Genomic DNA, 16,425 nt, shown 5'->3' with positions numbered 1-16,425 from the left:
TGATTAAGAGTAATTAACATCATATATAAGTAAAAATTAAACGAAACTTATATAAAACAAATAAGATTATTTATTTTATATAATTTAAAAAGTTTTTTTAAATAAGTTGTTTTAATTGCCACAATCATTGAATTTATTAGTATAATTTTTATGATTTAATCCTTTTATAAAACTCTTTAAAGTAACATAATTTTATTATTTAGTATATTTATTTAAAATTGGAATGAGTAACAGTGAAGATTCATTATATTATTTTTTTATTTTTAGCTTTTTGTTTATCTCTTAATGCAGAAGAAAAAAAATTAGCTTATTTAGTATCTGATATTAGGATTCCTTTTTGGGAAATAATGTCGCGGGGAATAAAAAATGAAGCTTCGGATTTAGGCTATGATATTGATATATACAGTGCAAATAATCTAAAAAAAAGAGAATTGGAAAATATAGTAAAAGCAATTTCAAAAAAGGTTGACGGAGTGATTCTTTCTCCCATAAACTCTTCAACTGCCGTTACTCTTTTAAAACTTTCAAAAAATGCGAATATACCTGTGGTAATATCGGATATAGGAACAAATAGCGGAGAATATGTCTCTTATATCTCTTCTGATAATGAAAACGGCGCATATAAGATAGGGAAAGGATTGACTGAAAAAATGGCTTCTCTTGGCTGGAATAAAAATGGAACAGTAGGAATTATTTCAATTCCTCAAAAAAGAGAGAACGGAAAAGCTCGTACAAAAGGTTTTCTAAAAGCATTAAATGAAGCAAAAATTTCAGCAGCGGGAATAAAGCAGCAGGTGACTTTCTCTTATGAAGAGACTTATGATTTTAGTAAAGAGCTTATTGAAAAAAATCCAAATTTAAGGGCTTTGTGGCTACAAGGATCGGATAGATACAAAGGAGCTTTGGATGCCATAAGAGATATGGAAAAAGAAAGAGAAATTCTTCTTATATGTTTTGATGCGGAACCGATTTTTTTGGATTTGATTCCTAAAGGAATTTTAGTGGGTTCTGCAATGCAACAACCTTATTTAATGGGGCAAAAAGCTGTTATCTCTTTAGATAATTATTTAAAGGGTAAAGAAGTCAAAAAAGAGGAAAAATTGCCGATTCTGGCAATTTCAAAAGATAATATAGAAGAAAAACTACCTGTTATCAAAAAAAATGTATTAGGAATAGTTGAAGAATAGAGTTTGAGATGATAAATAAAAAAAATTCACTTTATAAAATATTATCAATTATGATTGTTCTTGTAATTGTTGTTATTATGTTTATCTACTCGGTATATAATTATACGGTTACGAAAAGTAGTCTAATAAAAGAGTTAAAATATAATAGTGATACTGCAATCCTCCAATTAAAAAACGTAGTAGCGCCTTTTATTGAATCTTACTCTATTACGGAATATGAAAAAATAATTAACAGTTATATGGGATATAAAGATATTTTCGCAATTATTATTGAAGATTATAAAATGTCTGAAATTACGGGTAACAAGGCTCTTTTTATTACGGGAAAAATTAGAAATAAAGATTGGGAAGTTATTAATTACAAACCTTCAGAAGAGAACAAAAAAGCTTTTAAAAGGGTTTTTTATTCAAAGAGTCAGGATATTGTAAATTCAAAAGGTATAAAAATAGGTAAAATCTATATATATTCTTCAACCCATTTTGTAAATTTGAAGTTAGAGAAGATTGTAGTTCACAGTATTGTAATAACTCTTTTAATATCTTTACTGTTAATTCTTGCTCTATATTATATTCTAAGAACTTTTGTTTTAAAACCAATATCGGATATTATAGGATCAATAAAAAATAAAGATAAAAATGCAATACCTATTAAAGATTTAGTAGAGTTTAACTCTTTAGAAGTATCATTGCTCTCAAACTCTATAAATATAATGCTTAAAGAGATAAGAACATCAAGAAAAAATTTGGAAGAGTTGAATATTAAACTGCAAAACACTTCTAATAAATATCAAAAACTGATGAATCTCTCTTCTGATATGATTTTTATTACCGATTTTGATGAAAATCTTTTAGAATACAGTGAACAGGTTCCTTTAAAACTTGGATATTCAAAAGAAGAGATGAAAACTCTTAAAACTACTGATTGGGACAAAAAACTAACAGCCTATGAAAATAAAATATTAAAGAAAAAACTTTCAAACAACCCCGTAACCTTTGAAACTATTCATACAAGAAAAGACGGGACTACATATATTGCGGAAGTCTCTGCGGTGAAAATCACTTTTGATAATAAAGATGCTATTTATGCATCTGCTAGAGATATTACTCAAAGAAAAGAGAGTGAAAAATTAATTAAAGAACAAAAAGAAGAGTTTGAAACGATTTTTAATTATTCTAAAGACGGAATAGCAATTTTAGATTTAGAAACAAAATTTTTAAAATTCAATGAAGCTTATTTAAATATGACGGGATTTTCAAAAGAGGAATTACTTAAAAAGTCTTCTTTAGATTTAACTGCCGCTGAAGATAAGGAGAGAACTTTAGCCGTTATAAAAGAAGTTTTAAAAGAGGGGTCTGTTAGGAATTTTGAAAAAGCATATCTTCTGGAAAGTAATAAAAGAATTTATGTTAATATGAGTATCTCTTTGCTTCCTGATAAAAAAAGATTTTTAATTGTTGCAAAAGATACTAGCAGTTTAAAACTTATGCAAGAGCAGGCAAGATTGGCATCAATGGGAGAAATGGTTGGAAATATTGCTCATCAATGGAGACAACCTCTTAGTGTAATTACTACAAGCGTAAGCGGATTAAAACTAAAATCCGAACTTGATTGTTTGGAAAAAAACGATATTAGCGAGTGTGCGGACAGTGTCGTAACTCAGGCTAATTATTTATCAAAAACAATAGATAATTTCAGAGATTTTATAAAAGGTGACAAATCTTACAGAAGAATCAGTATAAAAGAGACCTTGGAAAATACTTTGATTCTTTTAGAAGCTTCTTTAAATAATAATTATATAAAAAGAGTTATAAGAATTAATGATGATTTAGAGATAAACGGGAATAAAAATGAGCTAACTGAAGGTTTTATAAATATTATTAACAATAGTAAAGATGTATTGAAACAGAATGTAAAAGATGAAGATGATAGATTACTTTTTATAGAGACAAAAAAACTTGATGAAAATAGTTTGGAATTAAAAATTTTGGATAGTGGAGGAGGAATTGACGATTCAATTATAGATAGAATTTTTGAACCGTACTTCTCTACAAAACATCAGTCTCAAGGTACAGGGCTTGGACTCTCTATGGCTGATAAAATAATTAGAAACAGACATAAAGCTTCAATCTCTGTTCATAATGAAATTTTTAAATATAAAAATAAAGAATACAAAGGGGCATGTTTTATTATAATTTTTAAATCATCATAAACTCTACTCTATTATAACTCTATTTCTTCCTGTTTCTTTGGCTTTATATAGTGCATTATCGGCTCTTTTTATAGTAGTTTCTATAGATTCATTGTTTTTATAAATACTTGCTCCGAAACTGCAAGTTATCTTTTCTACTTTTTCAAAATAGTGTAGTTCTATGATTTTTCTTATATGTTCCAAGGCTTTATATAACCCTTTTTCTGACTCAACTTTTAGTATCAAAATAAACTCTTCTCCTCCCCATCTAATAAGAATATCATCTTTTCTTGAAAATCTGTTTATTTCAGATACCAGCTCTTTTAAGACATAATCTCCTATATCATGACCGAAGTTATCATTTACTTTTTTAAAAAAGTCTATATCTAAAATAGAGATTGCTAAGTGTGTCTTTTCTTTTGTATACTCTTTTATAAATTTTTTATAGTTTAGATCAAAGTATTCTCTGTTGAAAGCTGAGGTTAGTTTGTCGTGTACGGTTTTTTCTTCCAACTCTATTTGTTCTGTCATAGTTTCGCTTATATCAGTAAAACTTACTATAAATAGATTATTTTCAAATTTATTTACCGTTACGGAAAAAGTGTGTATACTAAAATCTTGACCAAGCAAAGCAACAACCCTTTGTGAAGAAGGAATTTTTTGTATCTCTTCAATCCAATTTTCATCTTTTTTGATTTTTCCTAGGTGAAAAAATCTGTCATTTTCTATAAATAGTTCGCAAATACAACTATAGAATTTTTTAAAATTTTCTAGATTTTCATAACCTAGAAAACTGAAAAATTTTTTGTTTGCAAAGTTTAATTTTTCGGAATCTGTCAATATCACGATATTATCTTGTGTATCAATAAATTTTTGAAGTTTTATATAGTTCTCTTTTTGAATAGTTATATCGTTTATTATTCCTTCTATAAATTGATGTTTATTCTCCTCAAGCATTTTTAAAAAGTTATCAACCCAGATAATTTTTCTATTTTTTGTAATGATTCTATGCTCTATTTCTATACTCTCTTTATCTTTTTTTATAAGTGATGTTATAGCTTTGTCTAATTTTTTTATATCTTCGGGATGGATAATTGAACTAAAAGATATTCCCTTGTTTTGTTGTATTTCCTCTTTTTTATAACCCGTAATAGTTTCTATAGCATTGTTTATAAATAGAACTGTTAAATTTTTATCAATTTCACAACGATATACAATATCGGGAATATGTGAAACCAAGGATTCAAATTGCTTTTTTGCTTTCTCTATCTGCGCTTGGTAAATTTTTATATTTGTAATATCATGTACTGTTCCCAAAGATTGGACGATATTCCCTTTCTCGTCAAAAGTGTGATGACACTCCTCTTCTACATATTTAATTTTGCCTGTTTGTGTAATAATTCTATGTTCAACTTGATAGTTTGTTCGGTTTTTTAAGGACTCTTCATATACTTTAGTTACTTTTTCTAAATCATGAGGATGAACATACTTTAAGAAATTTTCGTATGTTTTCTCAAACTCATGTTTTCGTAATTCAAATATATTGTAAACTTCATCACTCCATATAAGTTGATTTTTTACTAAATCAAATTTCCAATAGCCTAATTTACCAATCTCTTGTACTTTTTTTAGAATTTTATCTTTATTAATAAGTTTGTTTTTCTTTTCATCGATTTTATAAATAAAGTACATTAGGGTAATTATCAAAAGAATTAGAATAGATAAAAAAAGTATATATTGATTTTCATACTCTTTAAAATCGTGGTTTTTATTTGCAAATATTATATAAGCAACACTTTGTTTGGAAATAGCATTTTTTACGGGGAAGAAAGTTAAGATATATGTTTGTTCTTTATTAGAGCAGAAAAAGTTGAATATCTCTCCTTTTTGAAGTTTTTTTTCTATTGTATTTGATGTCAAATATTTTTTTAAAAGCTCTTTTATAAGTGGGTTGCCCCCGTTGCTTACAGTTTTTTCATGATAAAAATCTGTTAAAACTGCAGATTGAATATATTTTGCTTTTTCCTCTTTTAAAACCTTTTTTTCTACTATCTCTTTTTTTATAATAAAATCGGTGTTACTGTTTAACTCTTCTTTCATCTCCTTGATTATCGAGTCCATTGATACGGAAGTTTCTACACTGCCTAAATATTTGTTTTTATACTCTAAAGGATAAACAAATCTGTAACCGTTAAATATTTTTCCCTCTTCAAAGCCGTAAATAGCTTTTTTGTATCTATTTACATACTCAACGGTAGATCTAACACCTTTTAAACTGTCTCCAAATTTTTCTGGTTTGTGAAATCTTAAGAAGCTTTCATTGTTTTTTAGGTGAAAGTGCAATTGTCTTAATTTGAAATCAGACATGTTTTTATACATATCAATAAGTTCATTATATAGTTGAACTTTAATAATATTTTTTTCCTCTTTAGAGGCTTCATTTATATTTAATAAGAGTTTTTTTATCTGCGGAGTATTGATTCTATTAAAGTAGATTAAATTTGAGTGTATTTTAAAAGCTTTGATAACAGTTTTATATGTTATTTTAATTAACTCTTTTTCTGATTCTAAATCCTCTTTTTTTCTATTATCGATTAAAGAAAAAATGATATAACTAAATATGGTGGAGATTAAAATCAGTATTATTAGATATAACAGCTTTTTTCTCATATTTAAAACCTAAATTAAATTTTCATACCTTTTTTATTATAACCAAAAAAGATATTTTAATCTAGGTTTTAAATTCTAGCTGCTTGCTGCATGCATAGGGTTGTCTTTATTTAGTCTACATCCTACTTTTTGCACAGTCTCAATTAATCTGTGTTCAAGTTTACTTCTTAGTCTGTAAACAAGTGTTCTTAATGTACTATCAGATATCTCGTTATTAGGCCAAATTCTCTCTTCTAACTCCTCAAAAGTTACGACTTTGTTATTTGCTTCAATAAGAATTCTAAGTAATAAGTTTTCATTGTTGCTTAATTTTATAGGCATCTCTTTATAAAGAAGTCTGTTCTCTTTATAATTATAATAATATCCTAATCCAATATCCACATCTATTATATTTTTATAATCATTATTCTCTTTACTAATTTTATAAAGACCTAGAAGAATATTTGACTTTAACTCATCTCTTTTAAAAGGTTTAACCAAATAACTTACGGGATTTGTCTGAATCGCCCTTTTTATAGTTTGTTCATCGGTAAATGCCGTAACATATATTACCGGAATCTTCTCTATTGCATGAATTTTTTTTACAGTATCTATCCCATCATATTTCTGTCCCAGATTTATATCCATTAAGATTAAATCAGGTTTATTGACTCTTACGCTGTTTAGAGCGCTGTTATAGTTTGTTACCGTATTTGTTATTTCAAAATCTAAATTCTCCAAAGTCTTTTTTATATCAAGAGCAACAATAGTTTCATCTTCAACGATTAATATCTTTGATCTTGTCATACTTAACCTTTATCCTTTTTTTCATCATAACATCTTCTTGTCACAATTTGCGTTGCAGAAAATTTTTTATTCATTTAAAAAGACTTTTTTAAAAAATTTTGATGCATATTGAGGGTTATATGAAATTATTAATACGGGTACTTTCAAAGAACCGTAGGCATTCATCTCTTTATATATATCTACTCCTCCAAGTTTTTTAAAAAGTTTTAGGTGTTCTTTTTTTATTCCCGAAAGTGCCATATCTATATCATTATTGGTAAAAACATTATATACCCCGCACATTAGATATTTAAATTCTTGGTTTAATCCTTTTCCTCTATATTTCACTATATTTCTTGAAATCTCTCCGATTGTTTTATGTTTTTTTCTCATATCATCGAATTTGGCTTTCCCCTCAGACGGAAGTCCGTTTTTTGAATCAAAAATTAATCTGATTGATGCAGTTACCTCTTTGTTTTGTTGATAATAAATAACAGCAGAAGTTTTATCAAATTTATCAAAGTTTAAACCTTCGATAGTATCAGGAAATTCATGTTGATAGTTTATTTCAGAAAAGACGTCACTTCTTAATTTAAAAACTTCTACTAACTCTTCGGCGGTGGTTGTTAATTTTAGATTGCTTTTTTCATAATCCCAGTTTAATTTTTTATTAAAAGAGATAGTCTCATCAATTACGCTTTCTAAAAAAATTCTTTTATTAAAGATCTCTATTGCTCTTTTTTGTTCTTCATAAAAACTTTCGGGAAGATGATAAACTTCTCTACTTTGAAAACTGCTTTGTAGAAGCTCCTGCATTTGGTTTAAAGATATGTTTTTGTTGATGTTTGCCATTGTTTGTCCTTTTTTAAGGACAACTTTACAAGAGCGGCGTCACAGTTTACGTCACAGAAAAAATAATAAATAAAATTTGTAAAATTAAAAAAGAGGGGTTAGTTTACAGCCTAAGGAAGGAACGGTTTCAATAATTCTATACTCTAATTTGCTTCTTAGCCTATAAATCAGAGTTCTTAATGCACTGTCTGAAACCGGTGAATCAGGCCAAATAAGGTATTCAAGCTCTCTAAATGTTATAATAGAACCTTTGGCATTAACTAATTGGCTTAAAAGTTTTCTTTCATTTATACTCAATTTAATAGGTACATTATCGTAAAAAAGTATTTCATCTTCCAAATCATAATAGTAGTTAAAACCTAATTCTACACATTTTGAACTTATTATTTTTTCATTTGATTTGTTGATTTTATATAAACCTAAAAGAATTGAAGAGTTTAATTCATCTCGTTTAAAAGGTTTGATTAAATAACTAATAGGGTTTGTTTTTATAGCTCTATGTATAGTTTTTTCATCGGAAAATGCAGTCAAATAGATTATCGGGATATTCTCTATTTTTTGGATCTCTTTGGCTGTCTCGATTCCGTCTTTGCTTCTATCCAAATTTATATCCATTAAAATAATATCAGGTCTTGCCTCTTTTACGCTTTTTATTGCTCTGGTGTAATTTCTTACACAATCTGTTACTTTGAACCCAAGTGTTTGTAAAGCATGTTTTATATCTAAAGCAACAATACTCTCATCTTCAACAATTAAAATTTTAGCTTTTGTCATGATCTTTCCATTTTATTACAACATCAACTCCATTTTTTGAGTCGATTGAGATTTTACCCTCTAATTGTTCTACTGCCAAAGTTCTAACAAGAGTTAGACCTAAAGAGTGGGTAGCTCTATTACTTTGAGTATATCCGACTCCATCATCTTTTACTTCCAAAATATAGTTTTTACCTCTTTTTTCTAAATTTATATATATATTTCCAATCTCGTCAGGAAAAGCATATTTAAATGAATTTGTGATTAATTCATTTAAAATCAATCCACAATAAATTGCCTGTTCTATTTTTAAATTTGTTTTTATGTTTAAATGTATATCTATATCTCTTTCATAACTATATTTCACCTCTTCTATTAAAATTTCAAAATATTCATAAGCATTTATATGAGAAATATCTTCATCTCTGTAAAGAAGTTCATGCAAATGACTCATGGAATTAATTCTATTTTGAATTGTAATTAAAACATCTTGCAGTTTATCATCTTGCATCTCATCATTTTGAAGTCTTATTAATGAAACGATTGTCTGCATATTGTTTTTTACTCTATGATTTAACTCTTTGAGGAGAAGACTTTTTTCTTCTAATGTTTTTGTTAAATCTTTTGTTCTCTCATCTACTTTTTTTGCCAATCTTTGTGTCTCATTTTGTTGTTGTATTAAAAGTTTTTGATTTGCAATCTCTTTCTCTTCTTGAAGACTGTTTATTCTGTTTGCCAATGCAACGGAGAATACAAGAGCTTCTGAGACAAAAGAGATCTCTATTAAATAAGGTATATGTTCAAAAATATCAAATATTCCGGCACTTGATAAAAACATTAACATTCCTGTGGTTAAAAAGATTGTCCAGGCAAAGAGTATAAAGTAGGCTTGTTTATTCTTTTTAAGTGCAGCATAAAGAGTAATATACATTAGATATACCAAAAATAGCATTGTTATTACGTTTCTATATTTATCAAAGCTTTCAGTTAAAAGAAAAAATAGAATTGAAACAGGGATTAAAACTAAAAATATATCTAATATAATATTATGGATTTTATACTGTTTTGTTTTTAAAAAATTTTTTGTAAATAGACCTAATGCAAGAACGGGTGCCGCAACAATAATAGATGCACTTTTAATAACTCTTATCATATTTTCCGTATCAAAAATATAGAGTTTTGCAAAGCCTACATAAGCTAATTGATGAAAAAGAATACCGAAAATATAAAGGACATAATATAAATAGCTTATATCTTTTGTAAAGAAAAAGATAAAAAGATTATATACTCCAAGTATTAACATGGCTCCAAAAAACAGAGATAATATAATTTGATGTTTTACCTCTTTATCAAAAAAAGTCTCTATATCCCAAAGTTTTAATTTTATTATCAATGCCGTAATGTAAGATGATGCTTTCACATAGCAGATAGTTTTCTCTTTTGGATTAAGTTTTATAGTAAAAATTTGATTTATACAAACTTTTTTTTCTGCTTTTGAAAGCAGACCTCCTTCTTCCTTCTTATATCCGTTTTTTTCATTATAAAAATATATATGTGTGGCAAGAGGATTGTCATACTCTAATATTTTGGTTATGGTCTCTTCTGAATTATTATATAAAGTGAATTTTATCCAAACATTAAAATCAGGGGAGTATCCAAATGCTAGATTTTTTTTATTATTTGCCGTAAATTTTTTGTTTTTTACTTCGTTAATGGACAACTCTCTGCTTTTGTCTATAAAGATTTCTGATTTTGATAAGATATCGATATTTTTACTGTTTTTATCTATAGAAATAAAAGAAGCGTAAGTTAAAGTCGTAAAAAGAAAGAAGATTAAAACTAATATTTTTTTCATTGCCTACCTTGCCGTTTTATGGTACAAATTATACTTAAGAAGAATTTTTATCTATATAAATATAGATGTTTAATATAGTGTTTTTCTTTATAATAAGTAAAGTTTTGTGACAAAAATTGTGACGCTTGTGTTTTTTAGAGATTAAAGAGGAATCTTAATCTCTAAAACAGCACCTTCATTTTCATTATATGCTTGAAGTTCTCCTTTAAAACTTTTTTCGATAATATTTTTACAAATGGTCAATCCTATTCCCAATGTCTCTTTTTGTTTTAAAGAAAATTTTGTATCAAATATTTTTTCAAGATACTCTTTTGGAATTCCCCCTGCATTGTCTTTTATTCTTATTATGCAAAGATTTTCTTTTTTTAAAGCCTCTATAAAGATACTTTTTTCTTTAAATTTCTTGTTAGGAGATTCAAATTCATCCAAAGCATTATTTATAAGATTTAAAATAACTTGTGAAAATTCATTTTTATAACCTTTTAAATTTAGCTCTTTATCTACTCTTTTGTCAAGTTGTATATGGTTATTTTTTATTCTACCGATCAATATTCTTTCGACTTTTGAAATAACTTTATCTATATTAAACAACTCAATCCCTTTATCTAAAGATAAAAATGTTTTAAAGTCATCTGTCGTATTAAATAAAAAGTTTGTATTTTGTTTTATTATCTCCATTCTTTCTAAGGTGTTCTCTTTTGTAAAATTACCGTGTTCGCTATCTAATTCAATAGCTTGAACACTTAAAGATATGATATTTAAAGGCTGCTCCCACTGTAAAATAATATTGTCTATGAGATTTCCTATTTCTGCAAGTTTGACTTTTTGAACTAGCTGCTTTTCAGCTTTCATTCTATTTTCAACTTCTAGTTTTACTCTCTTTTCTAATTCATTGTTTAACTCTTTTAATTCTGTTATATCAATTGCTATTCCCAAAATAAAATCTTTGTTAAAAATATTTAAAAAAGAGATTTTGATTAACCTTGTATCAAAATAGAGTTTTCTATTATCAGATAATATAACACTGTCTTCAAACTTCATCTGCTCTTTTGATAAAACTTCCGTATCTTTTTGTTTGTTTGTATAAGGAAGAGACATAGAACTAAAATCGTAAGAGTTTTTTCCTAAGACGTCCCCTTTTTTTGAAAAACCAAATAGTTTTACTAAAGCTTTATTTACTAAAATAAATTTTCCCGAGCCGTTTTTTAAAACTATGGGGAAAGGCAATCCGTCTATTAAAGTTTCCAAAATTTTCATTTGAAAAGATTGTAGATAAGAGCCTATAAGAACAATAGGTAAAGTTACTAAAAAAATGATGAGAAAAACTAATAGAATATTTTTTTTCAGTGAAGACAACTCTTTTTCATATATCTCTTTTTTTATGGAGTAGATGATATAAAAATCATTATCTGTAACTGAAACTTTATCAATATAATAGATCCAGTTTTTATCTTTGAATTCATTTTTGATTAATTCATGAATATTTGTTATCTCATCTTCAACTTTATAGTTTGTATTTAGTTGGGAACTCCAACTTTTTTTCTTATTTGGATGAAGCAGAAAATTTTCGTTTTTATCCATATAATATACATCAAATGTTCTTTTTTTCGATATATAGTCAATTAACTCTTGAGCATTATAGTTTATAATCAAAACCCCTGCAAAATCGTTGTTTATATAAATTGGTGTGGATACTCTGATTGTAGGTTTGTAAGGAATTTCGATTTTTTTATTTTCAATATTTAAATCAAAATCAGAGATATAAAACTGATTATTTTTTAAAGAAGCAGTTTTTGTAAAATAGTATCTTTGACTCTTATTTTGCAAAGTTTGCGCTAAAACTATGTTTTCATTGATTTTATCTACTCTTATTTTTTCTTCGCCTTTTTTATCCAAGTATCTTAGTTGAAAAATATTTTTATTTGTTTTTGAAAAATTTTTAAAATCATGAATTAAAAGTTCTTCTTTCTCTTTTGAGTAATCTCTTATATATTTTTGAAAGTGGGGACTTTTTTTTATAACTTGTAAAATCAGTTTATAATGGTTTATCTCTCTTTGCATCTCATCTTCTGTTTTTTCAAACTCTAATTTTGCCAATTCAATATTCTTTTCATATAAAGACTGGGTTAGGGTACTTTTGAAATATGTATACATCAACAGTGCAATTATAGTGTTTAATATACCGACTGTTAAAATAAACAGATAGGCATTTTTTTTAGCTGAGATTGAATAATCCATAATAGATTCCTTACGTTTTTAAGTATTTCCTTATAAATAATAATACCATAGATATATAATTATTTTATATAAATAAACTGAAATGGAATTTTAAATTAAATTTTAGTTTTAGATTTTTTTATGTAGGAGATAAGTAAAAGAGTAGTCTGATTACCCTTTTACTTATACTTGAAGATTTAAAATTTTTGAGGATTATTTTTTAATGTTTTATTTATATGATTGTGAGAAGTTTGTTTAACTCCATAGGTCTTAAATACATAAACTCTATATAGATTTAAACCAAGATAGAATGTAATTAAAGATGATGCAAAAATAAAAGCTAATACTTTTTTACCCTTTGAAACATCAAAAAAGTTTACTCTTTTTGCCAAAATTAAATATCCCCAGACTACTGCAAGATAAGGAAAAAAATTAAAGATATTCAACCAAGTCTCTTTTCTTGAGGCAAGATTGGCAACTTTAATATCCTGAATACCAAATCCATAAAGAAATCCGTTTACAATATCGGCATAAATATGAGTAAAAAAACTGTGTAATAAATGAGCAAGTCCTCCTATTATAAATATAGGAATAAAAGCATAACCTAAAGTATAAAGAGTTTTATTTAGATCGCTGTTTAAAAGTTTTGAGGCAATAAACATTCCAAAATATACTATTCCTATAGAAAAAGCAAGAGCATAAAAAAATGAAAACATACCTACTGTATCTATTGAACTAAGATTAAAAGTTTGCTCAAAAAAGTTTGCAGTTTTACTCCAAATAAATCGGTCTGCAATATTTGTTCTGTTTAATCCGTGGTGAAAAGACATTGTAATAGGAATACAAGCCACTATTAAAATATATGTCCAGACTTCTGCGCTATTTGTTTTAAATTTATTAAAAAGTGAACTTGACGGTTTTGTTATTTTAAAATTTACGGCTTCACACGCACTAGAACAATCCATACATAAAGAGCAATCTTCCATAGAATTTTTCTTTTCAAAAGTAAAAGGTTTTAGATTGTAAGAACAGGCTTTTGCACAATCAAAAGTTTTGCACTCTTTACAATTTTCTTTATATGTACTTAAAAAAGTAAAAGAGATTTTATTAAAAGCTCTTGTTAAAGTTCCAATCGGACAGATAAATTTACAATAAGACATATCTTTGTAAAAATAAAAAATTAAAACCGCCAATATAGTAAGAAGTGTAAACATAATAGCCGTATTTCCTGAGCTTTTCCAAAACCCCGGAAAGGTGTAATATACAAACCACCATCCTACAACTAAAATCATAATTCCGATATATCTATTTTGCAAAAATTTAGGAAGCTCTTTTTTCAAACCGAATTTTGTAATATATTTTCCTAAAAAGCCATGGGGACAAATACCGCAAAATATTCTTCCGAAAGTAGAGAGTGTAACAACCATAAAAAGAGACCAAAAAAGTCCCCAGAAAAGATAACGGGTAAATCTATTTTCGGCTTCAGGTTCTTTAAATCCCAAATATACTCCGTAAACAAATAATATAAGAGTCAAAAGCTGTATTGTTCTAACAACAAATCTATTTTTGAAAAAAATACTAAGGAAAGGAATTCCGTAAATATCGTTTTTATCTCTTTTTTTTAATTTTATCATTTTAAAATCCTAGAATTTATATCTTAAACCGGCATAATAGGCTCTGGAAGGTCCCACAATAATTGACGCATCTTCCATTGTCAAATCGGCTCTGCTATTTGTTAAATGCACAAATTGGTAATAATCTTTGTCTAAAAGATTATCGACTCTTCCAAAAAGCTCTAGATTTTTACTTATTTTATAGGAGCTTCTTAGATTAACAAGAGCATAACCTGCTTGTTCAAAATCATTAGTTTCATCGGCAAAATATTTACTTTTTGCAATTAATTCAGGAGAAAGAGTAAGTCTTTCTATAGGTTTATAGTTTAGTGTTAGATGAAGAGTATGTCTAGGAGTTCTTGGAACTTGATTATTAGAAAGATCTAAAGTTTGAAAAACAGCCGGACTTACCAACGTTCTAACTCCCATAGGATAAGCATATACGGCATCTGAAACCAATTGCTTATAATCATTTTTAGTAAACTCGGCATTTAAATAGGTATAGGCTAAATTAAAAGATAGTTTTTTTGTGATTTTACCGTTAAGTGCCAGTTCGAAACCTCTGCTTCTCATATCTGCTACATTGTCATAATAATTGTCTTCATCGGAACTTCTTATATAATTTCCCGCTCTCATACCTATATAATCTTTTCTTACAAGTTGATATACAGACATTTCATAATTAAAATAATCGGTTTTCCCTCTTATTCCGATTTCATAATTATAAACTTTTTCAGGATCAATATTAGTTGTATAACCATCAGCACTGTTACTGCTGATTTGACTTGCAGTAGGGGCTCTAAAAGCCGTCGAAAAATTCGTATAGATATTGGTATTTTGATTTAAAGCATAATTCAGACCGGCTCTGTAAGAACTCTCATTAAAAGAAGGGGATACGTTTTGAGATGAATCTAAATTATCTTTTAAATCGTAATTTATATCATCATATCTAAAATTTAAAGTTGAAGTTAATTTATCTGTTAATTCATATTTAAATTCAGCATAAACTGCATTTATATCCTCATCCGTATCTATAGATGACTTGCTAAGGGAACCGTAAGATGCCGTTCCCCAAGGAAGAGGAGTTCTTTTTGCTTTTTCATTGTTTCTTTGAATATCTAGTCCCAGCATTAAAGCAGCTTTGTCAAAAGAGAATCTATATTCTGTTTTTAAACCGCTTTGTTCCCATTGCTCATCATTTTTATAATCGTGGGCTTCATCATATCCGTCACCGTCAATATCTTCATAAGCTGATTCGTAAGATTTGTCATCGGTATATCTATAGGTACTAAACATTAGGTTGGAATCATTTTCAAAGTCTTTTGAATAAGTGATAAAACTTTTTGTCAGTTTTGTATCATAATCTGACGCATAAGTAATCTCTCTTTTACTTTCGGGATCTTCTTTTGCAGCTGTTACTCCATGAACTCCGCTTCCGTCACCGCTTTTTATTCTACTGTAGCTAAAGCCTAATATTACGTCACTTGAATCATCTATATAATAATTATACTTTGCACTGAAAGATTTGTTTTTATTAAAAGCTCTATCCCAATAGCCGTCGGTTTTTCTATAACTTGCTTGCATTTGAAGTGCAGAGTTTTCAAAACTTTTAGTTGTCGAAGCTAAATATTTTCTATATCCGAAACTTCCTGTTTCTGTTTCTACTTTATTATAGTTCTCTCCTCTGGGTCGTTTTGTAGTAATTACTACTGCTCCTGAGAGAGCATCATTTCCGTAAAGATATGAAGCTGCACCTTTTATTACTTTAATTGTTTCAATATTGTCTAAATCAATATTTATTTTTCCTGTAGTTTCTTGAACGGGTACTCCATCTATTACTACGGCAACTCCGGGTCTTTCACCCATATAAACCTGGTTATCGACTCCTCTAATATGAAGTTTAACTATATCACCTTCTGTTTGCATTGCAGTAATACCGGGAATTGAGTTTAATACTTCAACTATATTTTGTGGATTAATCTGCTCTATTTTTTTATCATCTATTATTGAAACAGAAGATACTTCATTGTTCAATGATTTGAATTTATCATCAATAGTCGTAGAGTTAATACTAATTACACCCAAATCTTCCGTTGCATAAATAAGTGTTGCCAAAGTTGCCGATAAAAGTACTGTTTTTTTCATTTCTTCCCCTAATAAAGAAGACACCGATGTTAACAATAGTAAAGAAAGAATTAACTATAATTATATCGGTGTCTATATGCCAAACTTCTCATCTTTACGTTGCCAAACATGATAAGATGGGAAGTTCTAAGTCTGAAATAGTATCAATGAGCTGTTAATTATTAGTTAATTATCAGTTA

General features: G+C 27.7%; 10 protein-coding genes. 2 read left to right on the top strand and 8 right to left on the bottom strand.

Annotated features, from left to right (window positions below):
- The first annotated feature begins 233 nt into the window (after positions 1-233).
- Together AANAER_RS13635 and AANAER_RS13630 are read left to right on the top strand one after the other, a co-directional pair.
- Entirely contained in the window at positions 234-1,187 is a 954-nt protein-coding gene (locus tag AANAER_RS13635) for a substrate-binding domain-containing protein (RefSeq protein ID WP_206732547.1), read from the top strand.
- A gap of 8 nt (positions 1,188-1,195) precedes the next feature.
- Positions 1,196-3,397 (top strand): sensor histidine kinase, encoded by a 2,202-nt coding sequence (locus AANAER_RS13630; protein ID WP_129082486.1) that lies wholly within the window; start codon positions 1,196-1,198, stop codon positions 3,395-3,397.
- Between the two features lie 3 nt (positions 3,398-3,400).
- Here the strand turns inward: AANAER_RS13630 and AANAER_RS13625 are convergent, their stop codons facing one another.
- From AANAER_RS13625 to AANAER_RS13590, 8 genes are all read right to left on the bottom strand, one after another.
- The gene (locus AANAER_RS13625) at positions 3,401-6,046 is read right to left on the bottom strand and encodes a sensor domain-containing diguanylate cyclase (RefSeq protein ID WP_129082487.1); all 2,646 of its coding nucleotides are present in this window, start codon (positions 6,044-6,046) and stop codon (positions 3,401-3,403) included.
- Between the two features lie 75 nt (positions 6,047-6,121).
- The gene (locus AANAER_RS13620) at positions 6,122-6,832 is read right to left on the bottom strand and encodes a response regulator (RefSeq protein ID WP_044419442.1); all 711 of its coding nucleotides are present in this window, start codon (positions 6,830-6,832) and stop codon (positions 6,122-6,124) included.
- 66 nt (positions 6,833-6,898) lie between these two features.
- Positions 6,899-7,663, bottom strand: coding sequence for an N-acyl amino acid synthase FeeM domain-containing protein (locus AANAER_RS13615; RefSeq protein ID WP_129082488.1), 765 nt, complete (start codon positions 7,661-7,663; stop codon positions 6,899-6,901).
- 84 nt (positions 7,664-7,747) lie between these two features.
- Complete coding sequence (locus tag AANAER_RS13610; protein ID WP_129082489.1) at positions 7,748-8,437, bottom strand: response regulator; 690 nt, start codon at positions 8,435-8,437, stop codon at positions 7,748-7,750.
- Positions 8,424-10,271, bottom strand: a complete 1,848-nt coding sequence (locus tag AANAER_RS13605) for a 7TM diverse intracellular signaling domain-containing protein (protein ID WP_129082490.1) — start codon at positions 10,269-10,271, stop codon at positions 8,424-8,426. The genes AANAER_RS13610 and AANAER_RS13605 overlap by 14 nt, the downstream gene beginning before the upstream one ends.
- A 141-nt stretch (positions 10,272-10,412) precedes the next feature.
- Positions 10,413-12,509, bottom strand: a complete 2,097-nt coding sequence (locus AANAER_RS13600; RefSeq protein ID WP_129082491.1) for an ATP-binding protein — start codon at positions 12,507-12,509, stop codon at positions 10,413-10,415.
- Between the two features lie 176 nt (positions 12,510-12,685).
- A complete protein-coding gene (locus tag AANAER_RS13595; protein WP_129082492.1) occupies positions 12,686-14,122 on the bottom strand; it encodes a 4Fe-4S binding protein in 1,437 nt (478 codons plus the stop codon).
- A 9-nt stretch (positions 14,123-14,131) separates the two neighbouring features.
- On the bottom strand, positions 14,132-16,246 hold the full coding sequence (locus AANAER_RS13590; RefSeq protein ID WP_129082493.1) for a TonB-dependent receptor: 2,115 nt from the start codon (positions 16,244-16,246) through the stop codon (positions 14,132-14,134).
- Positions 16,247-16,425 lie beyond the last annotated feature (179 nt).

Source organism: Halarcobacter anaerophilus (assembly GCF_006459125.1).
Taxonomy (GTDB): Bacteria; Campylobacterota; Campylobacteria; order Campylobacterales; family Arcobacteraceae; genus Halarcobacter; species Halarcobacter anaerophilus.
The sequence above is the reverse complement of the archived record's forward strand: the minus strand, read 5'-3'. Positions and strand labels throughout refer to the sequence as shown.